Below are 23973 nucleotides of genomic sequence, written 5' to 3' on the forward strand. Positions count from 1 at the left end.
TCATGTTTCTTGAGATAGACCGATTCAACCTCTGGTTCAACAGCTATAACGAGGAGAACCAGGCAGTGCGGCAGCAGGTTCTCTTTGATGTCTCCCTCACCCTTGCAAAAGGACAAACCGTCGCCCTGGTCGGGGAGTCGGGTTCCGGCAAATCGATAACCGCTCTGTCCATCCTTCGCCTCCTCGAAGACAGCTGTAATATCTCGCAGCAGGGCGAAATTCGTTTCCAGGACCGGAATGTTTTCGACCTCTCTGCCGAAGAGATCCGGAAAATTCGCGGCAACAGAATAGCCATGATCTTTCAGGAACCGATGACCTCCCTCAATCCGGTCTACACCATCGGTAACCAGCTGCTGGAACCGCTGAGGCTGCATCGACACATGGCGAATAAAGAAGCGGAACAGGAGGCCATCCGGCTCCTTGCCCGAACCGGCATCGAAGATCCCGCCGACCGTCTCAGCTCCTATCCTCATCAGCTCTCCGGCGGGCAGCGACAGAGGGTGATGATCGCCATGGCCCTTGCCTGCAGGCCCGCACTGCTGATAGCCGATGAACCGACCACCGCCCTTGATGTCACCATCCAGGCGCAAATTCTCGAACTGATCCAGGACATCCAGCAGGAATACGGCATGGGGCTGCTGCTCATCACCCACGATCTGGCAATGGTCCGAAAACTGGCGTCGACGATTTACATCATGCAGCATGGCCGGATAGTTGAAAGCGGGCCGGCGGAACAGCTCTTCACCGCACCATCCGACGCATACACGCAAACGCTGATGGCGGCCATCCCTAAAACCATAAAAACAACCACTCCGCCCGGTCCGGAGCTGCTCCGAACCGACAGCCTCTGCTGCCGCTTCGAAACCTACGGCGCATGGGTCCACCCTTTCAAACGGAAAAAAAAGATTATCAACGCCGTTGACCGGGTCAGTTTAACCCTGCACAGAGGAACCACCTGCGGCATCGTCGGGGAATCCGGATCGGGAAAAACCACGCTGGGCATGGCCATCTTAAAACTGGTGCACAGCAGCGGTGATATCTTCTTTGACGGGCAGAATATTCAACCCTGGACCAACCGCCGCCTGCGTCCCCTACGCAGCGACATGCAGGTCATTTTTCAGGATCCGTTCTCGTCACTTTCGCCCCGCTTCACCGTGCATGAAATCATTGAAGAGGGTTTGAAAATCCATACCCCGGCGGCCACCAGGGAGCAGCGCTATGCGCAGGTGCTCGATACCCTGGTCGAGGTCGGCCTGGAAGAGGAGATGGCCTTTCGTTTTCCCCATGAATTTTCCGGGGGCCAGCGCCAGCGGATCGCCGTTGCCAGGGCCATCGTTCTCAAACCCAAATTTCTTGTTCTCGACGAACCGACCTCCGCCCTTGATGTGACGATCCAGGGACAGATTATCGAGCTGCTGCTGGATCTGCAGAAAAAATACGAGATGACCTATATGTTCATCTCCCATGATCTGCGGGTAGTCCGCGCGCTCTCCGACTATGTTGCGGTCATGCAGCATGGCCGGATAGTCGAGGCGGGACCGGCACGGGAGATTTTCACCTCCCCGGTGCAGCAATATACCCGGAGGCTGTTTGCCGCCGCGCTGGAATTTTGACAGGAGAACCGGCAGCCGCCAACCGTGACACATGGATGAAGCGGGAGGGAAAACGGCTTGTTCCATCCACACGGCGACCTGGTTCTGTCCCTGATTCTCGTGAATTCATTACATTATTGCAGAAAAAAACGAGCTTGATGCTTGACAAGCCCTCGCCAAATAGACTATCACTAATGCAAATTAAATGCATTGATTGCCGCAGAGACGTTCTTTACGCTGTAAAATTCTGTCCGCTTTACCACAACCAACTGATCTGGGGAAAATAATTACCCCGTGAAAAAACGCATGGCGGAAACCTTAAAAAGGCTGTCCCATGCACGTTACGAAAAAATTGACCAGCCATAGAAACATTGCCGAGAGGATGATGCAAAGACCAATCCGCCCCCTGCTGTTTCTCAATAATATCATTTGTGTTGCCTGCTGTGCAGGTATCGCCCTCTCCGCTTCCCAGGCGTCGGCCACGCAGAATCAGGACATTTCTTCATTTCCCACTATCGATTTTTCCGAGCAGCAGTTTGTAGATGAGGTCAAAAAATACCTAGGTATCCCCTATCGGCTTGGCGGAACGACAAAAAAGGGTATGGATTGCTCCGGCTTCACCAGAATAGTCTACGACCGGCTTTTAGGCCTCGACCTTCCCAAAAACTCCACCGGACAATTTCGCTTTGCTGAGATGGAAAAAGTCGATTCCGGCGATTTGCAAACAGGTGATCTGATTTTTTTTGGCAACAGCAAGAAAAAACAAGTCAGTCATGTCGGCGTGTACCTGTCCGACGGACAATTCATCCATGCCAGCAGCAGCCAGGGCATTACCGTCTCAAGCCTGGAGAATCGTTATTGGAAAAAGCGATTTGTCGGTTCCAAGCGCCACATGGCCTTGAGTTCCAGTCAGGATACCGATGAGCTCCTTTTTGAAAGTCACCTGGAGATACCTGTTGGTCAGGATGGCACTATCAGTGCGTACACCCGCGACGAATTCCGGACCAATTCTCTTGTCGCACAGAACTATCTCGACTCGTTTGATCAATATAGCTCATCCGAGATCTTTGGCCTGAACCACACGCCGCTCAATTTCTACGAAATCGGCTATGGCCAGGCGATCACTGATGGTTTTGAGGTGAGCATGAGCGGAATCTACGAAAAATTCGACAATCACACCGTCTGGTCTGGATTGGATCTTTCCAGTCAGTATATGAGCTATGAAAGGGTTGACTCGTCGACCAAGACATCAGTGCGGCAAGGTCTGAAACTGGCCGGTGATTTCAGACCGAGCAGTTGGCTGAGCATTACCCCATCCGTGACCTTCTTTACCTATTCCAGTGACAGCGACGTACTTTATGATACACCGAAACGAACACTCGGCCTGAATACCCTGCTGTCACCCGCTCATAATCGCTGGTCACTGGCCATGTTGCTGCAGTATTCGGATCTGGACGCGCCAGCCAGCACTGCTTCGTATGACAACATGTTCAACTCCTCCCTGGATATGGCGGTCAAGCTGGGCATCAATCTTACCGACAAGGTACAATTCTCAATCATAGGCACACACGATAACCGAACAGCTACCTACGATCTCCCCGAAGATTCTTCCTTTATCCAGACTACCGGCAGCAGTAATCTGTTCTTCAGCCTTGATTTGAAATATTAGCCGGCAAGATTGATCGGGAAATTCACGATCCTGCCCGAGGGAATTTGCCAGTTTCCTCGGGCAGGAAGAGATCCAGCGACTTCTCGACAGCGTGGGAAAGGTTACACGCCCTCTTCCACCGGCTCCGGCTGCTTGGCGTGGCGACATTTATCACCGGCAATATCATCCTTAAACAGTGAGAAACCGCGCTCCATGGCACAGAAATCACCGCACATGGTGCAGGTGGCTTCGTTATCCGGCATTCTGCTGTTACGCACCTCGTGCATCTTCTCCGGGAACATCGACAGCTTGAAATATTCGGCAAAGTCACTGTCCCGCCTGGCCAGCGCCGCCCTTTTTTCCAGCTCACGTCGTTCCGGGTATTTAGCGATATCGCCAATCCGTGCCGCCAGCCTTGTCGCCCTGACCCCTTCGCGAACATCGTCTTCATTCGGCAGGGCCAGATGCTCCGCCGGGGTGATGTAACAGATAAGATCGGCTCCATGCCAGGCTGACTGGGCCGCCCCGATGGCTGCCGTGATGTGGTCATAACCGGCGCCGGTATCGGCCGGCAGGGGGCCGAGCACATAGTAGGGCGCCTCACCGCTCATTCTTTTTTCCAGCATGATATTGCCGGCGATCTCATCGAGCGGCACATGGCCCGGTCCCTCGACCATCATCTGGCAGCCCATCTCCCGACCGAGTTCGGCCAGCTCGCAGTTAATGATCATCTCCGCCATCTGCGCCCGGTCGTGGCTGTCATGGATGGCCCCTGCCCGGATACCATTGCCGAGCGACAGCACCGCATCATACTTTTTCATCAGAGCACAGACCCGGTCGAACTGTTCGTACAAAGGATTTTCCTGCTTATGGTATTCCATCCAGGAAACCATAAAGGTTCCCCCCTTCGATACCAGCCCGCCATAGCGAAAACCCTGCTTGCGCAGCCGCTCCACGGAAAACTGGTTGATACCGCAGTGAATGGCCATAAATGACAACCCGTCGGCCAGTTGCCGCTCGATGAGTTCGAATAGATACTCCGGATCAAGTTTGTTCGGGTTATGATACTTCCGGCTGGCCTCGGCAAAGGCCTGATACAGCGGCACATTGCCGACCGGCAGGGTGCAGCTGTCGAGCACCGCCCGGCGAATGGCATCGAGGTCGCCGCCGGTCGACAGCTCCATCAGGGTATCGGCCTGTTCCCGTTCGGCAATTTTCGCCTTGCGTATTTCCAGGGCGACATCGGAGATATCCGAGGAGGTACCGATGGAGGCATTGACCTTAGTGCGCAACCCCTTGCCGATACCGCATATCTTCTGCAGCGGTCTGTTCGGATTACAGGGGATGACGATATGGCCCGCCGCCACCCTGGTTCTGATCAGCTCCACATCAATGTTTTCTTCTTTGGCAACCTGCGCCATCTGGCTGGTAGTGACCCTTTCCCGAGCCAATTCAATCTGTGTTTTCATGGTACTCATTCTCCCGTTTGTGAATCCTTGTCGTGCGGGCAAAAAAAAAGCCCGTGCCATGGTGTAACACACCACGGCACGGACTTATTACGGACAAGAAAGTCTTATTCTCCCAGGCAGGTCTTCTGACTTGCGGATCGCTCTTCGACTGCACCTTCCCGCCGATGTCACATGGCAGTGGTTAAAAGCAGTCGTCGTCCCCGCTTACAGCGCTGGCCCAACGTCACGGATTTGCACCGCGTTCCCTTTTCACCCCCGGATAAAGTATATCCAGGCGGCACCTGGTCGATATTTTTGAACTGCGGGGCAATAGTACCGAAGAAAAATGTAAAAGTAAATCACAGAATTTTTTTTGTTCAATCGACTGATGACGACAGAGGCACTATGGTATATGTTCTTGACCGTAGACATTTTCCCTCAAAAAGTTCACAGCACATTTCCTATGTTTCCAGAATCAACACTCTCCTCCGCCCCCCATGCCCCCGGCGTGTACATGATGCTCGACGGCAGATCGGCCGTGGTCTATGTCGGCAAGGCGAAGGATCTGTTCAAGCGGCTTTCCTCCTATGCCCATTTCTCCGGAGCGGAGTATAATAAAACCGCCGTCATGCTCGACAAGGTGCGCAAGGTCGACACCATTATCACCAACACCGAGAAAGAGGCGCTCATCCTGGAAGCCTCACTGATAAAAAAACATAAGCCGAAATACAACATCATCCTCCGCGATGATAAAAATTACCCCTACATTAAGGTAACCGTGCAGGAAGAATGGCCACGGGTTTTTATGACCAGGAGGAAAAGTCGTGACCAGGCCCGCTATTTTGGCCCCTACGCCTCTGCCGGGGCCATGTGGTCGACCCTGCGGCTTCTAGCCTCCCTGTTTCCATTGCGTAAATGCAAGGGCAGCAGGCTGAAAAAAAGAGACCGGCCCTGCCTGAACCGACAGATCGGTAAATGCCTCGCCCCCTGCGCCGGCAACGCCGATCGACAATTGTATCTCGACCATGTCGCCAAGATCATCATGCTGCTCGAAGGACGCAGTCAGGACCTGGTCGGCAGCCTCAAGGAACAGATGCTGACGGCTTCCGGAATACTTGATTTTGAGAAGGCGGCCACCATACGGGACCAGATTTCGGCCTTGTCCCGAACTCTGGAGAAACAGGTCATTTCCGCCGACCACAATAAGGATCAGGATGTGTTCGGTTTTGCCAGAAAGGATGCCGCGGTGACCATTGCCATTCTCTTTATCAGAAACGGCCTGATCAACGGCAGTCGGACCTTTTTTCTAGGTGATCCCTACGGCGACGATGCAACGATTCTTTCCCAGGCACTGAGCCAGTTTTACGATGCGCACAGCCTGCTGCCAAAGGAAATCCTGCTGCCCTTTGCACCAGCTGATCTGTCCTTGCACGAGGAGTACCTCAGCGATAGCGCGGGCGTAAAATTACACCTGAAAATTCCCCAGCGAGGAGATAATCAACAGCTCGTCGCCATGGCCAACACCAATGCCCTGCAGCTCTTTGAAGAAAAAGAGCAGAAAAATCGATCATGGCAAAACCTTTGCCGGGCAATGGAGAAAACCCTCCGCCTGAACCGACCGCCAAAGCGCATTGAATGCCTCGATATCTCGAATATCAGCGACCGGCAGGCGGTCGGGGCCTTAGTCTGTTTCACCGAGGGCGAACCGGATAAGGCCAATTTTCGTCACTACAAGATCAAGACAGTCGACGGGCCGAACGACTATGCCATGATGAAAGAAGTTCTCGAACGCCGCCTGCGGCGCGGCATGGAAGAAGACACCCTGCCCGACCTGTTTGTCGTCGACGGCGGCAAGGGACAGCTGGGCATGGCCCTGGCCGTTGCTAAAGAATTAGGCATCACCGATCAAATTGACTGGATCGGCATAGCCAAAGAGAAGCAGGACGAGGGAGAAAAACTCTATAAGCCGGAAAGAAAAAATCCGGTCCTGCTGCCCGCCCACAATCCCATTCTGCTCTACCTCATGCGCATACGCGATGAATCGCATCGGTATGGAGTCACCTTTCATCGCAAACTGAGAAACAAGGCCACCCTCGCCTCCGATCTGGATCAGATACCCGGCATCGGCAGCGAAAAAAAGCAACAGCTCCTGCGCCATATGGGCAGCCTGAAACGCATCAAAACAGCGACGCTGCCCGAGCTTATGGCGGTAAAAGGTATTGGCAAAGAACTGGCCGGAGAAATCATCCGTTTTTTTCATCCAGCGTAATCCATTGAGTATTCGAGCATTTTCCCTGCTGCTCCGCAACGTCAAGCCATACACAAAAGTTCTCTTTTTCTCCTCCTGCCTGGCCGGCCAATTCCCTTGACACGTACCTGGCAATGTTATACGTATATAGCTATTATATGCGTATAACATTACTACCGGCAACAAGGAAAACGAAATGGCAAAAAAGGTGACCATCAGTATCCCGGACATGCTGCATGAAAAACTGGAACAGTGGCGGGAATCATTCAATCTGTCAAAAATGTTCCAGGATGCGGTATCGGACGCCATTCAAAAAAAAGAAGAATTCCAGAAGCGTATTCGCGAAGATTTAGACCTTGGCCAGGTGGTCGAACGTTTGCGTCGGGAAAAGATGCAATCCGAAGGCAATTATTTTGAATCCGGCAAAAACGATGGCATTCAATGGGCGAAAACCGCCCACTACGACCACCTGCAATACGCCCTGCAATGGACCAACCTGGAAAATGCCACCAAGGATCAGATCCTCGGAGACTATTTTAGCCATGTTCATCTGTCCAACCGTCTTTTAGACCCGAATACCTGCTGTACATCCGAATATTTCCTCAACTACCTGCAGGGGTGGAAACAGGGCATTGAACAATTATGGGAAGAGGTCAGGGAAAAACTTTAATGCATGTCACGGATAATCTTTCTGCCGGCCAACGATAAATGAGGTGCTGCACATGACCATAAAAAATTCTATCCTGGGAATTGATGTCGGCTCGGTCGCTGCAGGAATTGTTGTTATCAACCAAGACCGGCAAATTGTACACGAGGGGTATGGTTTTCACCATGGTGATATTCGTCAAACCCTCGAAACACTGCTGCAGGATGTGGATCTGAGTCGAATAGAACAGAGCGTCGCTACTGCCTCGACGCCACCGTCCATCAAGGCAGAGCAGAGATACAATAATGAAATCTGCTTCACCACCGCCGCAAAACACACGTATCCTCGGATGGGCGCCCTGCTCCTTGTCGGAGGAGAAAAATTCAGCCTGACCACCTTCAATGCGCACGGTCAGTATCTTGGCAGTACCACCAACACGTCCTGCGCGGCAGGAACCGGCAGCTTTCTCGATCAACAGGCCGGCAGATTGCATCTGCATGGCATCGAAAACCTGGCGAAAATCGCCTGCAGCAGCAAGGGCGCCTGCCCGCAGATAGCCTCGAGATGCGCGGTCTTTGCCAAAACCGACCTCATCCATGCCCAACAGGAAGGTTACCAGCTTGACCAGATCAGCAATGGTCTGTGCCGGGGCCTGGCGCACAATATTGTCGACACCCTTTTCACCTCCGGCAGACAGCCCGAGGGAGAAATTATTTTTTGCGGCGGCGTGGCCAAAAACACGGCCGTCGCCAGACACATCGAGGAACTGACCGGCTACCGCCTGACCATTCCCGGCAACAGCCATCTGTACGGCGCCCTGGGTGCCTGCCTCTGTTTTCTCCAGGAACAAATCGACATAAATCATCGCACAAACAGTAAGATAAACACTACTCTTCAGAGTATTGCTGATCTTTTTGACAGCGGTACCGAAAAGGTAAAAAAATATTATCACCCGCCTCTGCAGCTCACCCTTTCAGACTACCCGGCTTTCACCAGTGTGGAAAAATATACAACCAGACGAGCCGCCGACGAGCCCGAGGTTGAGGTCGACCTGTATGAGGACCTTGTCGCCGGGCAGCGGCTGGAAGTCTTCTTAGGCATCGACATCGGCTCAACCAGTACCAAAGCCGTGCTCATGGATGACATGTGCCGGGTTCTCGGCGGTTTTTATACCCGAACAGCCGGCAACCCGCTCAGGGCCGTGCAGAATATTTTCTTTGCCATTGATGAAATAGCGCAAAAGAAAAATATCACCTTTTCTATCATCCAGGCCGGCACCACAGGGTCCGGCAGAAAATTTATCGGCAAACTGATCGGGGCCGACAATATCATCGATGAAATCACCGCCCATGCCCGCGCCGCCTACCAGTTGAATCCAGCCGTGGACACCATCATTGAAATAGGCGGCCAGGATGCAAAATTCACCACCCTGAAAGATGGTCGCGTCACCTTCTCGACGATGAACAATGTCTGTGCGGCGGGTACCGGGTCCTTTATCGAGGAACAGGCGGCAAAGCTCGGCTGTCCGGTTGAAGAGTATTCGGCAAGGGCGGAAAATCTTCGCGCGCCGATGACCAGTGACCGGTGTACTGTTTTTATGGAACGGGACATGAACCACTTCCTCAGTGAGGGATACGCCATTAATGAAGTGCTCGCCTCGGCCCTCCATTCAGTCAGAGAAAATTACCTCCTGAAAGTGGCTACAGAAAAAAACATCGGCAAAACAATTTTTTTCCAGGGAGCCACTGCCAAAAATAAAGCACTGGTGGCAGCCTTTGAGCAACGTCTGCAACGGCCGATCCTCGTGTCCAAGTTCTGTCATCTCACCGGCGCCCTGGGTACCGCGTTGCTCCTTCGTGATGAAAAACAGACCGGGACATCATTTATCGGCATAGACCTCTATAAAAAGTCGATTCCGATCACCCGCGAGATTTGTCAGTTCTGCACCAACCACTGCAAGATCAGTGTCGCGGAAATCGATGGCCGGCGGGTCGCCTACGGCTTTCTTTGCGGACGCGATTATGACGACACCACGTATATTGCTCATGAGTCCGGGGCAAGAGACCTGCTGCGCGAACGAAAACTGTTGAGTCGATTCACAAAAGAGACAAAAAAAAGCAACCTTGTCATCGGTCTGCCGGCCGCCGTCCATCTGGTCGATGACCTGCACCTCTGGGAAAAGTTCTTCGACCTCCTCGACATTGCGACGGTTTCGAGTGAAAAATACCCTCAGGCACTAGAGGCCGGGAAGAAGCTCAGCCAGGCGGAATTTTGTGCCCCCATCAATGCCATGCACGGTCATGCTCAGTGGTTACTCAAGCGTGCCGACTACGTTTTTATGCCGCTTTACCTGGAGAACAAGGCCAAAGACACACGACGGCAATACTGTTATTACACCCAGTTTCTGCCGGCACTCGTCAGCGGGATCACGGTGGAGAAAAAGCAACGGTTTTTGCGACCGGTGATAAAGTACCTCTACACCTCTTTTCATACGAAAATGCAGCTTTACCGGATGCTGCAGCGCATCGCTCCCGATAAATGGAATTTTTTCAAGGTCGCCTCGGCCTATGACCAGGCCATCCAGTTTGACCAGGAATACCGCGCCAGCCTGAAAAGGCTGTACACCAAGCAAAGAGAAGAAAAACATGGCCAGGATATCAGGGTGATCTTTTTGGGCCGCCCGTATACCGTGCTCTCGCCATCCTTGAACGGCAACATTCCAAAGCTCTTTAACAATCTTGGTATCGACTGCTCCTACCAGGATATGCTGCCCTACGATGCTAAGGATGTCGCCGCCATCGCCCCGCTGCTACAGGAAATCCACTGGCAATACGCCGCCAAGATCCTTGAGGCGGCCGAGGTCATTGCCACCAGCAAGGATGTCTATCCGGTCTTCATCACCTCTTTTAAATGCTCGCCCGATTCTTTTGCCCTGGAGTATTTCAAATCGATTATGGACCGCCACGCCAAGCCCTATCTCATCCTCCAGCTCGATGGCCATGGTTCAAGCGTCGGCTATGAGACAAGGATAGAAGCGGCAGTCCGGGCCTTTCGCAACCACAGAGAGCAGCAGGGGCAACAGCGACAGCAGCAGTTCCTGCCGGTTACTTATCATACTTTGAACCCAAGCGGTGCCGACAGTCTTGACAATAAACATGTCTTCTTCCCCAACTGGGATCGTATTACCTGCAGCCTGCTCACCGCCACCTTGCAGCGCGAGGGCTATGACGCCCATCTGCTCGAAGAGACGGATGAGACCATCCGTGAAAGCCTGAAACATAATTCCGGCCAGTGTATTCCCCTCAATGCTATTGCCCAGGGCTTTATCGATTCTATCAGGAAAAAAGAACTGAACCCGGCCGATTGTGTCCTCTGGCTCAATAAGTCGACCCTAGCCTGTAATATCAGGCTCTATCCGCACCATATCAAGCAGATTCTCCGGGAAAAGGGCGGCGGCCTGGAACATGCCGCTGTCTTCCAGGGCGAACTGTCCTTATCTGATATTTCTTTACGCGCGGCGAAAAACGGCTATTTCGCCTACCTGCTGGGGGGGATGCTGCGCAAGGTCGCCTGCAAAATCCGTCCCTACGAAGTCGACAAAGGGGAAACCGACAAAATCCTGCAAAAGAGTATCACGGTGCTGTCCGACGCCTTTTTAGGCAAACGGTCCATAGTAAAAAGCCTGGATGAAATAATCTCGCATTTCCAATGGATCGAAACCAATGAACACGCCAGGCCGAAAGTGGCCATTTTTGGTGATCTCTATTGCCGTGATAACAGCGTCATGAACCAGAACCTCATCCGTTTTATCGAAGAAAACGGCGGCGAAGTCCTCACCACGTCATATAGTGAATACGCCAAGATGATCGCCGGGAGCTATTTTCGCAAATGGTTCAACGAAGGGAAGTATATCAATCTTTTCACCTACCGTGCCCTGCTGGCAGCCATGAGTGCCATGGAAAAAGACTATATGAAGATAGTGCAGAGGATTCTTCCTGAACCAGAGTATGCATACGACGACGATCCGGCAGAAATCCTTGCCCGCTATGACATTGCCCCGGAAAATACCGGAGAATCAATGGATAATATTCTCAAAATCCATTACCTTAAAAAACATCATCCGGAGGTGTCGCTGCTGGTCCAGGCAAGCCCGGCGCTGTGTTGCGCTTCCCTCATTACCGAGGCCATGAAGATTAAAATTGAAAAACAGACAGGCATCCCTGTCGTCTCGATCACCTACGACGGCACCGGAGGCTTCAAAAACGATATCATCGTTCCCTATCTGAAATTTTCCCGCACCTCGACAAGCCGGGACAGTGTTGCGCAGGAGGTACGTGTTCAGACGCTGAAAGTTCACTGAACTTCGATGCGCCGTGGGCTGGTCACCCGACTTTTAAATGGTTGCCTTGACTGAGCAATCAAAAAATGTGATACGTTGAGAGAAGAAGCCTGAGGCCAAGGCAAAATAGACCTGGCCGATTCTGCTGTCTTTCTCTTTGTCAATACCAACCCTATGGGAACAACATGAACTTTCTCGACGAACTCTATCTGGAAAACAAGATGTCCGGCACTTCAACCGGGACGACATGGCTCAGCAGCAAGAGCAAAAAGCAGCTGGCCGTTTCTTCGCCGGTGGATGGTGAAACTTTTGCGCATATCAGGAAGGCCACTGTTGAAAACTATGAGGAGGTTCTCGACCTGGCACACAAGGCATTTCCTCTCTGGCGTTCACTTCCTGCGCCCCGGCGCGGAGAGATAGTCCGGCAGATCGGCATGCGATTGCGCGATTTCAAGCTCCCTCTCGGCACCCTCATTGCCTACGAAACCGGCAAACCGCTGCAGGAAGGGCTCGGTGAAGTACAGGAGGTCATTGACATCTGTGACTACTGCGTCGGCCAGTCGAGGATGCTCTACGGCATGACGACGGTATCGGAGCGCCCGGACCATCGACTGTTTGAACAGTATCATCCTTTAGGCATCGTCGCAGTAATCACCGCCTTTAATTTTCCGATGGCGGTCTGGGGATGGAACGCGATGATCGCCGCCATCTGTGGTAATGTCACCATCTGGAAACCCTCTTCCAAGGCCCCCGTTTCCGCCATTGCCCTGCAAAAAATTGTCGCCAGGGTTCTTGAGCAGAATGATCTCCCGGAAGGTATTTTTTCCTTGATCATCGGCGATCGGGACACCATCGGCGAAAGGATCCTGGAAGACGGCAGAATCCGTCTCGTCTCCTTCACCGGCTCGGTCGTTGCCGGGCGGGTAACCGCAAGCAAAGTCGGCCGGCGACTCGGCAAAACGATTCTTGAACTGGGTGGCAACAACGGCATCATAATTACCGAACACGCCGATCTGAAACTGGCGGTGCCGGCGGTTGTCTTCGGCGCAGTCGGCACGAGCGGACAACGCTGTACCACGACCCGTAGACTGTTCATCCATGAATCGCGTTATGAGGAGGTGAAAGCGCATCTCTGCCGGGCCTATGCCGGCCTGAAGATCGGCAATCCGCTGCTTGAAGCAAACCATATGGGGCCGCTTATCGACAAAAACGCCGTCAAGGCCTACCAGAAAGCGGTGAAGAATATCAGCAAACAGGGAGGAACAATCATCTTTGGCGGCAATGTCCTAAAGGGTGATGCATATGCCTCGCAATGTTACGTTGAACCGACCCTGGCCGAAGTTGCCGATCATTTGCCGATTGTCCGGGAAGAAACCTTTGCCCCGATACTCTATCTCATCAAATATAAGGGCGGGGTTGAACAGGCTATTGCCCTGAACAACGAGGTCGATCAGGGACTGTCCTCGGCTATTTTCAGTACCAACCACAACCAGATTGAAACATTCCTTTCGGCAACTGGTTCTGATTGCGGCATTGCCAATGTGAACATCGGCACCTCCGGAGCAGAAATAGGCGGGGCCTTTGGCGGCGAGAAAGACACCGGCGGCGGCCGGGAATGCGGTTCTGATGCCTGGAAAAATTACATGCGTCGACAGACCGTAACGATCAATTACGGAACGGCGATGCCGCTTGCCCAAGGCATCCGGTTTGACATCGACTAACGCCTCAAGTCTCCCCTCTTTCCCGCAAGACAGAAATCCGTGCATGCAGGGCGACCACTGCGGTATCGACTTTGAGAATTCTCTCACCGATGGTGCAGCAGCTAAAACCCTGTTCCTGAAATTTTTCCACCTCGTACTCCACCCACCCCCCTTCCGGTCCGACAGCCAGAGCAATCCGGCCATCAGGGCTGCCGCTGTCGATGACCTCGCCCAACCGCCTGGCACCCGCCGGGTGGGCAACAAGCAGGCAGTGGTATTTCCCGGCAACGGTTGGAAAAAAATCTTCGATAAAGGGCTTGAACTGCCGGTGCAGCTGCAGGTCCGGCACACGGGTATCTATCGCCTGTTCCAGGCCCTGAAGAAGGTGGCTGTGATACTCCTCGGGCTGGAGGATGCCCGCCTCCCAGAAACTTTTTTCAACACGATTGGCATTGACAAGATGTATCGCCCCCACCCCCAGCGCGGTCACCTGACTGAGAATACGCCTGAGCATAATTGGCCGCGGCAGGGCAAGAATGAGATCAAGAGGGGGCTGCGGCCTCGGCGGATCACAGAGGTCAAGCTCCATTTCAACGAGGAAAGGATATTTTTTCTTGATCGCGGCAATTGTCCCGGATCCCATTGGCCCGTTGATCAGGCCGACCCGGAGACGATCGCCAACCTCGGCCTGCAGGACTTTGACGATATGTCTGGCGCGATGATCAGTCAATCTGAGCCGATCGGCGTCAATTTCTCCGGCTTCGGCCAGGATAATATTCATTTTACAATTCGATCTCGGTATATAAAAGTGTACTTCTGGCGATTACCACGTGCATTTCTTCGATTTACTTCGGGAAGTCTTTAAGGTAGCCTTTACAACAGACAGTTAAATAACCATAAGGATAACCCAATATGTTCGCACTCTATAATATTTTGCAGCTGGTTCTTCTACCTGTTTTTTCACCATTCATCACCCTCTTTGTCCTTTTCAGCCCTAAATATCGCGACCGTACCCCGTCCCGCCTGGGTATTGGCCTGGGTCGGAAATTTTCCATGGAGGAGCCGGAAAAAAACCTGGTCGCAGGGAAAACCATATGGCTGCACGCCCTTTCCGTGGGGGAAGTTACCTCAGCCGTTCCCTTGCTCACTGGTTTACGCAAGACCTATCCCGATTGCCGGCTGATCGTCTCGGTAACGACGCGGACCGGAAAAAAAGTAGCGGACAGCCTCCTTGGCCCAATAGCGGATCAGGTCATCGACAGTCCGCTCGATCTCCTGCCGGTGGTCGCCCATTTTGTCAAATATATCAAACCCGACCTGTTCATCCTGGTTGAAACCGACCTCTGGCCCAATACTCTTTTGTTACTGAGAAAGCAAAACATCCCGACAATTCTGGTCAACGGGCGGGTGTCGCAAAAGTCCATGGAGGGCTACCAGCGGCTGCGTTTTTTTTTCGATCCGATGTTTCAAAGTTTTTCTTTCCTCTGCATGCAGACGCAGCATGACCGGGACAACATGGTCGGCATGGGACTTTCGCCCAAAAAACTTCGCACCCTCGGCAATCTCAAGTTCGACACCGCAGCAGGAAAAGCATCTCCTGCAATAACCGCGGCTGCCGCCTTGCTCCCGCAAGACCGTATTCTCTTTATCTGCGGATCGACCCATCCCGGAGAGGAGAAAATTCTCCTTGATTGCTACTGTCACCTAAAAAAAAACCATCCTGAGCTTTTTCTCATTATCGCGCCGAGGCACACCAATCGATCAGCGGAGATCAGGGCGCTGGCCGAACACCATCACCTGAGCGCCGCATTACGCTCGGACAACAGTTCATCTCCCGCGGATATGCTCATCCTCGATACCATCGGCGAACTGATTCATTTTTATGGTCTTGGTGATATCGGCTTTGTCGGCGGCAGCCTGGTGCAGCGAGGCGGGCATAACCCGATAGAACCGGCAACCATGGGGCTTCCGGTCATTTTTGGCCCGAACATGCAGGATTTCAGTGAAATTGCCAATGCCCTTATCGCCTGCGGCGGGGGAACAAGGGTCTCCGGTCACCTCGAGTTAACGGCCCATCTCGCCAAGCTCATTGTTTCAAAGGAATTGCGAACCAGGCAGGGCCAGGCTGCACAAAAGTGCGTCGAAGGTCAGCGTGGCGTTATCGACAAGCATATCGACCTTATTCGTCAACTTTTGTGAAAAATCCGGCATCGGCACTTTCAGAACATCTCCTGTTGACCATCGCTTTCGCCTTTGCTGGCGGTATTGCCCTCTCCCCTTATCTCAGGCTGGCGGAAGGAAATCTCCTTGTTTTTTGTGCCACACTCTTTCTTTCACTGGCCCTTCTTGCAGTCCTGCATCTTTCAAGAAGATCAACAATGGTTTTTTGCTGGTTTATTCCGACAGTGCTGGCCATTGGCTGTTACCATGGCAAGGTTCACCTCCAGGCACCCTTCGAGGAAAATCATATATATAACAGGCTCAATGAAAAGACCAATGTTGTCCTGATAGGAACCATGGCAACAATGGCCGGCTTTGACGGCGAAACCAGTCAGGTAACCATTGAGACCAGAAGCATTCGCCATAAGGACGATGCTGCCCTGCTGCCGACGAAAGGCAAAATCCTGCTCCGGTTACCAGGTCCCTGGCCGGAACAACTTTCACCGGGCGACACCCTGGCCATTCGCACAGAACTTAAACGACCGGACAGCTTCCGAACCCCTGGAGTTTTTGATTATGCGCAATACCTGGCAAGAAAAGACATCTGGTTGACGGGCTTTGTCCATTCGCCACTTTTTTTACATAAGATAGAGGAAAAACACTCCTTTTTCCACTCCCTGCGCTATGTATCGGAAAGACTCAGAACAAGGATCGGCAAACACATTGATCGAGCTGTACCCGCCAGGATAAGCGGCGTGTACCGGGCTCTTTTGCTAGGCGATCGCAGCAATATCGATGAGGACACCCTGGAAATTTTCAAAGGCAGCGGGACGATGCATATTCTGGCAATTTCCGGGCTGCATATGGCCGTTATCGGCACCCTGCTGTACACGACTATTTTTTGGCTGTTAAGTCGATCGGAAACACTTCTTCTGCGCTTCACCATAAAAAAATGGGCGGCTTTTTTCAGTCTGCCGGTGCTTCTCGGCTATGGTCTGCTCGCCGGGATGAACACACCGGTTGTGCGTGCGGTGATCATGAGTTCGGTGGTCATCGTGGCGCTCTGCACCAATCGGCAAAAGTCGCCCGGAGCGCTTGTCGCCTTTGCCGCACTGCTCATTCTGGCTATCGATCCTGTGCAGTTATTTACCGTCTCCTTTCAACTGTCTTTTTCGGCAATTATCGGCATTCTTTTTCTTTTGCCCATCCTGAAAAGACTGCTTTTTACTTCAACCGAGTCATCAGCCCAGCCGCCAAGAAGAGAAAAGATCGTCAATTGGCTGGCAGCCGGTCTTTTAGTCTCACTGGTCGCCAACCTGGCCACAGCCCCGATCGCCCTGACCTCCTTTAACCGGTTTTCCACTGTCGGTCCGTTGGCCAACCTGGTTATAGAACCACTGATCTGTCTGTGGAGCCTGGCTGCGGGTTTTCTCGCCATCCCCTTTATTTTCCTGCAACCGGAAACAGCCACCTGCCTGCTGCAGTTCGGCGCAATGGGGCTGGACGCAGCAATGCACGCCGCAGCCTTCTTCTCTTCTTTTTCGTTTTCCACTATCTGGCTGCCGACACCGCCAACATGGCTCCTCGTCATCTATTTCTACAGCCTTACGGGTTTCGCTTATTCCTGTTCGAAAAAAAAATGGTGGACCTTGCCGGCACTCTGCTCGCTCTCTGTCTGCATCTGGCTGTTTATCCACCCGCCAAAAGACTATCAGGCCCAAAGGGAAGGTTTTTTTCGCATCTCTTATCTCGATGTCGGCCAGGGCACCGCCACTTTTTTGGAATATCCATCAGGTCTTCGAGTACTTATCGACGGTGGCGGATCTTCATTTGCAACCACCAGTGTCGGAGAGAGGGTCATTGCCCCCTTCTTATGGACCAAGGGAATAGGCAAAATTGACGCGGTCATTATCACCCATCCGGACGCAGATCACTACAATGGTCTTGGCTTTATTATCAAACATTTTTTGCCAAGAAGAGTATGGGTAAGAGATAAAGATGGTCATGACAATACCTTCAAGCGTCTGGTACACCTTGCGGAAAATCAGGGGGCAGCGGTTTCTATCCCTGAAAATGGTGATTTTTTGCAGGAGGAGTCGACGTCTCTTCAATGCGTGGCAAATATTTCAGCCGGGGCGAATAGCGCCCTTGGCTATGCGTCCGCCAACAGTGGCAACAACGGCCTTGTCGTCAAAGCCTGTGCCCGGCAGTTTTGTGCTCTTTTTCCTGGAGATATCGGTAGAAGCACTGAACAGGCTCTGATAGATCAAGGTTTTCATCTCAATGCAGATATCCTGCTTTCTCCGCATCATGGGTCGATTACCTCAAATTCCCGCCATTTTCTGCAGGCTGTTGCCCCAAAACACCTCCTCGTGTCCGCAGGTCGATCGACAAAAGGATATTTTCCCCACCAGGGTCTGGCAAGAGAGTGTGAAAATCAATCAATCAAACTTTTTACTACTTCCGACCAGGGTACCTTGCAGGTCATTGTCGGGCAGGAGAGCTCGAAAATATACGGCTACGAGAGAGAAGACAGCAGTCCTCTCTCTTCTTTCCGTTCCGTGCTGCTCGACGAGGAAGAGATCACACCTCGGTAAAATCCGAGGGGGCTTTCTTGAGGTATTTAAGAAATCTGGCCTTTTCCACCGAATTGGAATACGCATCATCCGGGCTGATCATCTTCTTGTCCAGCAAAATCATAATTGCATCATCAAGGGTCTGCATGCCATATTTTTTGCCGGTCTGCATCGACGAGAGGATCTGAAAGGTCTTGGCGTCCCGAATAAGATTTCTCACCGCCGGGGTGGCTATAAGTATCTCCAGAGCGGCGCACCGACCTTTAATGTCTACCCTTTTAAACAGCGTCTGCGAGACAACTGCCTTCAGTGCGTCGGCAAGGGTCGACCGCACCTGTCCCTGTTGATTGGCCGGGAAAATTTCAATAATACGATCGACCGTTTTCATGGCATTTATGGTATGCAGGGTGCCGAATACCAAATGGCCGGTCATGGCCGCTTCCATGGCCAGGGCAATGGTTTCGAGATCACGCATCTCACCAACCATGATTATATCCGGATCTTCACGCAGAGCTCCGCGAAGGGCGGCGGCAAAGCTGTTGGTATGGGTTCCCACTTCCCGGTGGTTGATGATGCATTTCTGACTCTTATGGACAAATTCGATAGGATCTTCAATAGTAAGTATGTGATCTTTTCGGGTCTTGTTACACTCATCGACAATAGCGGCAAGGGTGGTGGATTTTCCCGAACCGGTTGGTCCGGTTACCAGCACCAGCCCTTTCGGCAGGTGCGCCAGGCGGGCAATTACCGGCGGCAACCCAAGCTGCTCGACGGTCATTATCTCACTGGGAATTTCACGAAAAACAGACCCAATACCATATTTCTGTTGAAAAAAATTGCACCGATATCGCGCCAGGCCGGGAATCTCATAGCCAAAATCGATATCTCCGGTCTCTTCAAAGACCTTAATTTTCTCTTCGGGGCATATCTCATAGAGCATGGCTCGGAGTTCATCATTGCCCATCTTCTTGAATTTCACCCGCTCCATATCCCCGCGAATGCGAAGCAATGGCTGCTGACCCGACACCATGTGCAGATCGGATGCCCCCTCATCATTCATTAATTTGAAAAAGCCATCTATTTGAGCCATATAACACCCCGATTCCTTTTGATTTACTTAGCCATGTTGAAATCTTGTTTTTTATTTTTATCAAAGACGTATTGCATACGGTTAAGCCTGGATCGTCTCTTTTAAGTAGTTTACTACCTCATCGGCATCATCGAGGACCTTGAACAACAACATGTCTTCCGGACTGATGTTCCCACTCCCCACAAGTTTATCTTTTATCCAGTCAACAAGTCCAGCCCAAAAATCACTGCCGACAAGAACTATGGGAAATGGTTTGATCCTTTGCGTCTGAATGAGGGTCAGCGCTTCAAAAAGCTCGTCAAGGGAACCAAAACCCCCAGGCATGCAGACAAAGCCGGTGGAATACTTCATAAACAGTACCTTTCTTACAAAGAAATATTTAAAATTCAGTGGAAAATTTGTATAAGGGTTAGGCTCTTGTTCATGCGGCAGATCAATATTTAAGCCAACCGAGACCCCGCCCGCCTCGGAAGCCCCTTTATTGGCAGCCTCCATGATACCGGGTCCCCCGCCGGTCACGACGCAATACCCTGCCTGCGCCAGACCAGCTGCTATTTTTTCCGCAAGGAGATAATGTCTGTGATGCACCGGAATTCTCGCCGAGCCGTAGATAGTCACTGCCGGGACATCAATTGCCGACATGGCATCAAACCCTTCGACGAACTCGGACATTATCCGGAACATGCGCCATGAGTCACCGACGACGGTGTTATCGAGTACATATTTTGGTTCTCTTATTATTCTGCCGTTATTCATCTTGCTCATATGTTTCCTGTTATCGCATTATTTTGCTGCGAATTTTCTGCAAGCCCTTTACCGCTTTTTCATATAAATCCGGGCGATGATCTTCCTGCTGCATTACTTTCAGGAACCAGCTTTCGGCCCGGCGATACTGCTTTTCCAGTGTATAGGTCCGACCGAGAAGTAGCTGGGCTTTCATTTTGCAATCCTGGTTCCTCAGACAGCGGTAGAGATTCTCCTTCGCTTCCTGGGGTGATCCACAACGTAACAACACCTCGGCAAGATATAACATATAGCGGAAGTTGCCGGGCTCCAGCTCGACACTTTTTCGGCACAGCGACAGAGCAATCTGGTCTCCCTCTCCCTCTTCAAGGTAGATACGCCCGAGCAAATTCATGGCTCTGTCGTCGAATTCGTCAAATCTCAAGGCCCGCTGCAACGCTTCCATGGCTTTGCCATTGTTTTTCATGCCATAATACGCTTCGCCGAGATAATAATGCACCCGACCGGCATTTTGCGTGGTGTCGTTTTCCTTCTGCCATGGGATAAGATAGGCCAGCGCAGCCGCATACTTACCAAGTTCACAGGAAATTATGCCAAGCTGCAGGATAAGATCGCCAACCAGTTCCTTTCCGTCATCTTCAGGACTATAGTACTGCAATGCTTTCTCGAGATACTGCAGGGCTTCGGCTTTTCTGTTACGGGCCTGTTCCCCCAGGCCAAGATTGTATAAGGCCATGAAGCTGTGTCCGTCAATGGCCAATCCACGCTGAAAACTCTGCAGAGCCGAGGTAAGCTTATTCATCATCGCCAAGGCAACACCGAGACTGTTGTGCAGATTGACATCGAGGTTATCACACAGCAAGCCTCTTTTGTATTCCTTGACCGCCTTTGCCAGATCACCATCTCCAAAGTAGATATCACCGCTGATATTCAAACTCACCGCATCAAAGACGACTGCACTTGATTTGCCAAAAAATGCGGCATGCAGCAGAGCCTTTTGACAGTTACTAACCATCTCCGATTTTTTAAAATCACCATACGGATAACTGCTCACCCCGGCCGATATATGGATATTCTTCTCGGGATTATCTGTCTGACGAATGACGTTCTTCGCCCAGTCAAGGGCTTCACCCGGGGTTACTCCGTCCAGATAAACAAAGATATCATCGCCTCCTGCCAGAGACTCACCCCTATTGATATAAGGGAGGACCACGCGACTTGCCGGACAGTCAGCGTTGTCACCGGCAAATCGAACCAGGCAGAACATATCCGATTGTACCCATAACCTGTCCAACCTGCGCACAAGGTTGCGATCGGGTGGTGCGAGTGGATGGTTTTCCGGATGAGCAAGCAGGGCAAAGTCACAAAAACTGAACGGACCACGTTTTGCCGCATGACGAAGGGCAGTCCAGGCCTCATCGAGTAGTCGCCGGCCATGATGGGCGGTCTGCTGTTCTCCTGAACCCATTTTTTTAAAAAAACTCGATCCGACATGAACTCTGTGGCAGCCTTCTCTTTTAAGATACGTGACAAGGGCGCTCTCAATTTCAAGCCCTCCTCCTTCGTGATCCTCTTGGAGTACAAGGGCAAAAACCGATTGCCCGAGACAGTGCAACCCGGAATCCGCCTGCACAAAATTAAGCAGAAGCGTGGCACATTTTTGCGAGTAACGCACAAGATACTGAAAAGACGTTCTTTTCGGAGGCAGTTCCAGAAGTATCAGATGCAACCCTTCCGTCGCGCCGTACATATCAAGCAGGGAATACAAATTGGACACATTGAGTAACCCCGTCTGACTGTCCACACGCGCCTGCTTCAACAGGAGGAACTCCCGCGCCACTTTTTCCTGTATCCCAAGCAAATAATCTTCACTCACCTTGTGCAGAAAAAGAGGATCAGCTCCGGAGATAAGCGCAACACATTTCGCCCCACCCTTTACGGTAAAAGCAAGCATCAGGTAATCCGCATGAATGACATAACGAGCGCTGTCTTCCCTCAGTTGCTTAAAAAGACGCAACAGCTCTGCAGCAGCACTGTTTTCGCTAAAATGGACCTCTGCCTGTTCGGCGGAAAAAGCAAAAGCAACGCAATTCGTCACCGGGAGAATTTTCTGCAGCATCTCAGCATAACTCATGGAGAACCTTGAAAAATCCTCAATGGTCAGGATGTTGTTTTCAGATAAGGTCGGAAAGGATTCAAGCAATGTCTTCACCTTCTCTTTGAGCAAAAGAACTAAAAAATTCGGCTACCGTCGACACCAGCTCTTTTATCTCCCGATCCTGAATAGTTCGAACATCCAGGAGAAATTGATGATTTTCAATCCTGCCGATCAGCGGTATGGGGAGACTCCTCAATCTCTTTTCAAAAACACTGAGCTTCATACCATGAGGCTGCATATCAATGGCCCAGCTATCGAGGCCGAACTCGGGCAGCGCCCCGCCGCCGACCCTGGAGATTGTTGGAACAATTGTCATCCTGCATTGCCTGTCAATCCTCGCTTTCAGCTGGCGTTGCATCCTCTGGGCTCGTTTTTTAAGCTCTTCCGAGGTAATGGTCAACATCGCCAGAGTGGGAACGTTTTTCAATGCCCTGGTTGTGTCAAAATATTCACGCAAAACACTTTCCAGCGAGGACAGGGTAAATTTATCAATACGCAGGGCTCTGTTTAAAGGATTTTTCTTGATTGCGGCTATGGCGTCTTTTTTTCCGACAATTATTCCTGCCTGCGGTCCACCAAGCAACTTATCGCCACTAAAAGTGACCACATCAACACCGGCTTCGACGATTTGCTGGACCGTTGGTTCCTTAGGAAAGCCAAACTGGGATAAATCAATCAAGCTGCCGCTGCCAAGGTCTTCCATGGTTGCCAGATTGGTTTTCCGGGCCAGGACAACCATCTCTTCTGCCGACACCTCCGCGGTAAAACCGATAATACGATAATTGGAGGTATGCACCCGCAGCAGCAGCGCGGTGTTTTCAGTTATGGCCCTTTCATAGTCATAGAGATGTGTTCTGTTAGTCGCCCCAACTTCTACAAGAGTGGCACCACTTTTTGCCATGACATCGGGTATACGAAATGACCCGCCGATTTCCACCAGCTGTCCGCGGGAAACGATAACCTCCCGGTTCTTGGCCAGGGTATCCAGCGCAATAAAAACCGCAGCAGCATTATTGTTGACCACCAGGGCTGCTTCAGCACCGGTTAATTCACAGATAATGTCTTCAACCAGACTATATCGGCTGCCCCGCTTGCCGGATTCCAGATTAAATTCCAGATTTGAATAGTACCCACCCGCCTGCACCAGACTGTCGGTTGTTTTTTGGGACAGTATTGAGCGACCGAGATTGGTGTGGATGACCACACCGGTCCCGTTGAAAACCCTCTTGAAATGAGGGGTAAGCTTACGAGCAATATTTTTTTTGAATATCCCTGCCCATTCCTCAGGGGTACGTTCATTGCATTGCGGATCGTCACGAAGTATCTTTTCCCGTTCCAGCGCAATGGAATTTTGTACAACACTCTTGATTACCCTGGACGGTGCATCGGAGACAGCATCTTTTAAAAGCATGCCGATACATTCATCCACTTTAGGGAGCGCCTGGAGTAACTTCGTTTTTTTATCCATTTTCATTATGTAAAAACATCGGAGTAAGAGAGATATAGAAGCAGCCGGAGAAAGATCCCTTGCAGAGAGATACCAATTTATAATTGCATTTTAAGTAGATATACAACAGACAATCGAACATAATAGCGTATAATACACGAACACAATACTATTTTT

General features: G+C 51.6%; 14 protein-coding genes and 1 riboswitch. Of the genes, 8 read left to right on the plus strand and 6 right to left on the minus strand.

Features of this window, described 5'->3' with window-relative positions:
• The first annotated feature begins 2 nt into the window (after positions 1-2).
• Entirely contained in the window at positions 3-1613 is a 1611-nt protein-coding gene (locus tag ACYQ8U_RS16060) for an ABC transporter ATP-binding protein (RefSeq protein WP_459946569.1), read from the plus strand.
• Positions 1614-1926: 313 nt separating this feature from the next.
• A complete protein-coding gene (locus ACYQ8U_RS16065) occupies positions 1927-3261 on the plus strand; it encodes a C40 family peptidase (RefSeq protein WP_459946570.1) in 1335 nt (444 codons plus the stop codon).
• Between the two features lie 101 nt (positions 3262-3362).
• Here ACYQ8U_RS16065 and thiC read toward each other — a convergent pair whose 3' ends face one another.
• On the minus strand, positions 3363-4709 hold the full coding sequence (gene thiC, locus ACYQ8U_RS16070; protein WP_459946571.1) for a phosphomethylpyrimidine synthase ThiC: 1347 nt from the start codon (positions 4707-4709) through the stop codon (positions 3363-3365).
• Positions 4710-4807: 98 nt separating this feature from the next.
• Positions 4808-5008, minus strand: a riboswitch (cobalamin riboswitch).
• Between the two features lie 143 nt (positions 5009-5151).
• Between thiC and uvrC the strand changes: the two genes are divergently transcribed.
• The 4 genes from uvrC (at position 5152) to amaB (ending at position 13642) form a co-directional block, all read left to right on the plus strand.
• Positions 5152-6957, plus strand: coding sequence for an excinuclease ABC subunit UvrC (uvrC, locus tag ACYQ8U_RS16075; RefSeq protein WP_459946572.1), 1806 nt, complete (start codon positions 5152-5154; stop codon positions 6955-6957).
• Positions 6958-7132: 175 nt separating this feature from the next.
• On the plus strand, positions 7133-7606 hold the full coding sequence (locus ACYQ8U_RS16080; protein ID WP_459946573.1) for a hypothetical protein: 474 nt from the start codon (positions 7133-7135) through the stop codon (positions 7604-7606).
• Between the two features lie 52 nt (positions 7607-7658).
• Entirely contained in the window at positions 7659-11942 is a 4284-nt protein-coding gene (locus tag ACYQ8U_RS16085) for an acyl-CoA dehydratase activase (RefSeq protein ID WP_459946574.1), read from the plus strand.
• Positions 11943-12106: 164 nt separating this feature from the next.
• A complete protein-coding gene (amaB, locus tag ACYQ8U_RS16090; protein WP_459946575.1) occupies positions 12107-13642 on the plus strand; it encodes an L-piperidine-6-carboxylate dehydrogenase in 1536 nt (511 codons plus the stop codon).
• A gap of 4 nt (positions 13643-13646) precedes the next feature.
• On the opposite strand, the gene ACYQ8U_RS16095 is transcribed toward amaB, so the two are convergent.
• Positions 13647-14402, minus strand: coding sequence for a 16S rRNA (uracil(1498)-N(3))-methyltransferase (locus tag ACYQ8U_RS16095; RefSeq protein WP_459946576.1), 756 nt, complete (start codon positions 14400-14402; stop codon positions 13647-13649).
• A gap of 131 nt (positions 14403-14533) precedes the next feature.
• Between ACYQ8U_RS16095 and ACYQ8U_RS16100 the strand changes: the two genes are divergently transcribed.
• The gene (locus ACYQ8U_RS16100) at positions 14534-15820 is read left to right on the plus strand and encodes a 3-deoxy-D-manno-octulosonic acid transferase (RefSeq protein WP_459946577.1); all 1287 of its coding nucleotides are present in this window, start codon (positions 14534-14536) and stop codon (positions 15818-15820) included.
• Positions 15817-18378, plus strand: coding sequence for a DNA internalization-related competence protein ComEC/Rec2 (locus tag ACYQ8U_RS16105; RefSeq protein ID WP_459946578.1), 2562 nt, complete (start codon positions 15817-15819; stop codon positions 18376-18378). The genes ACYQ8U_RS16100 and ACYQ8U_RS16105 overlap by 4 nt, the downstream gene beginning before the upstream one ends.
• Here the strand turns inward: ACYQ8U_RS16105 and ACYQ8U_RS16110 are convergent.
• From ACYQ8U_RS16110 to selA, 4 genes are all read right to left on the minus strand, one after another.
• Positions 18365-19447 carry a type IV pilus twitching motility protein PilT gene (locus ACYQ8U_RS16110; protein WP_459946579.1) on the minus strand — a complete coding sequence of 361 codons (1083 nt, stop codon included), beginning with the start codon at positions 19445-19447 and terminating at the stop codon, positions 18365-18367. The genes ACYQ8U_RS16105 and ACYQ8U_RS16110 overlap by 14 nt on opposite strands.
• Before the next feature lie 81 nt (positions 19448-19528).
• On the minus strand, positions 19529-20212 hold the full coding sequence (locus ACYQ8U_RS16115; RefSeq protein WP_459946580.1) for an LOG family protein: 684 nt from the start codon (positions 20210-20212) through the stop codon (positions 19529-19531).
• Positions 20213-20222: 10 nt separating this feature from the next.
• The gene (locus ACYQ8U_RS16120; RefSeq protein ID WP_459946581.1) at positions 20223-22394 is read right to left on the minus strand and encodes a tetratricopeptide repeat protein; all 2172 of its coding nucleotides are present in this window, start codon (positions 22392-22394) and stop codon (positions 20223-20225) included.
• Entirely contained in the window at positions 22387-23817 is a 1431-nt protein-coding gene (selA, locus tag ACYQ8U_RS16125; RefSeq protein WP_459946582.1) for an L-seryl-tRNA(Sec) selenium transferase, read from the minus strand. The genes ACYQ8U_RS16120 and selA overlap by 8 nt, the downstream gene beginning before the upstream one ends.
• Between the last annotated feature and the right edge of the window lie 156 nt (positions 23818-23973).

This window comes from Desulfocastanea catecholica (genome assembly GCF_054657295.1).

Coding starts and splice junctions, on each gene's coding strand:
- ACYQ8U_RS16115 (WP_459946580.1), bottom strand. CDS start 20,212: ATGAGCAAGATGAATAACGGCAGAATAATAAGAGAACCAAAATATGTA.
- ACYQ8U_RS16080 (WP_459946573.1), top strand. CDS start 7,133: ATGGCAAAAAAGGTGACCATCAGTATCCCGGACATGCTGCATGAAAAA.
- ACYQ8U_RS16095 (WP_459946576.1), bottom strand. CDS start 14,402: ATGAATATTATCCTGGCCGAAGCCGGAGAAATTGACGCCGATCGGCTC.
- thiC (WP_459946571.1), bottom strand. CDS start 4,709: ATGAAAACACAGATTGAATTGGCTCGGGAAAGGGTCACTACCAGCCAG.
- selA (WP_459946582.1), bottom strand. CDS start 23,817: ATGGATAAAAAAACGAAGTTACTCCAGGCGCTCCCTAAAGTGGATGAA.
- ACYQ8U_RS16060 (WP_459946569.1), top strand. CDS start 3: ATGTTTCTTGAGATAGACCGATTCAACCTCTGGTTCAACAGCTATAAC.
- ACYQ8U_RS16085 (WP_459946574.1), top strand. CDS start 7,659: ATGACCATAAAAAATTCTATCCTGGGAATTGATGTCGGCTCGGTCGCT.
- uvrC (WP_459946572.1), top strand. CDS start 5,152: ATGTTTCCAGAATCAACACTCTCCTCCGCCCCCCATGCCCCCGGCGTG.
- ACYQ8U_RS16100 (WP_459946577.1), top strand. CDS start 14,534: ATGTTCGCACTCTATAATATTTTGCAGCTGGTTCTTCTACCTGTTTTT.
- ACYQ8U_RS16110 (WP_459946579.1), bottom strand. CDS start 19,447: ATGGCTCAAATAGATGGCTTTTTCAAATTAATGAATGATGAGGGGGCA.
- amaB (WP_459946575.1), top strand. CDS start 12,107: ATGAACTTTCTCGACGAACTCTATCTGGAAAACAAGATGTCCGGCACT.
- ACYQ8U_RS16065 (WP_459946570.1), top strand. CDS start 1,927: ATGCACGTTACGAAAAAATTGACCAGCCATAGAAACATTGCCGAGAGG.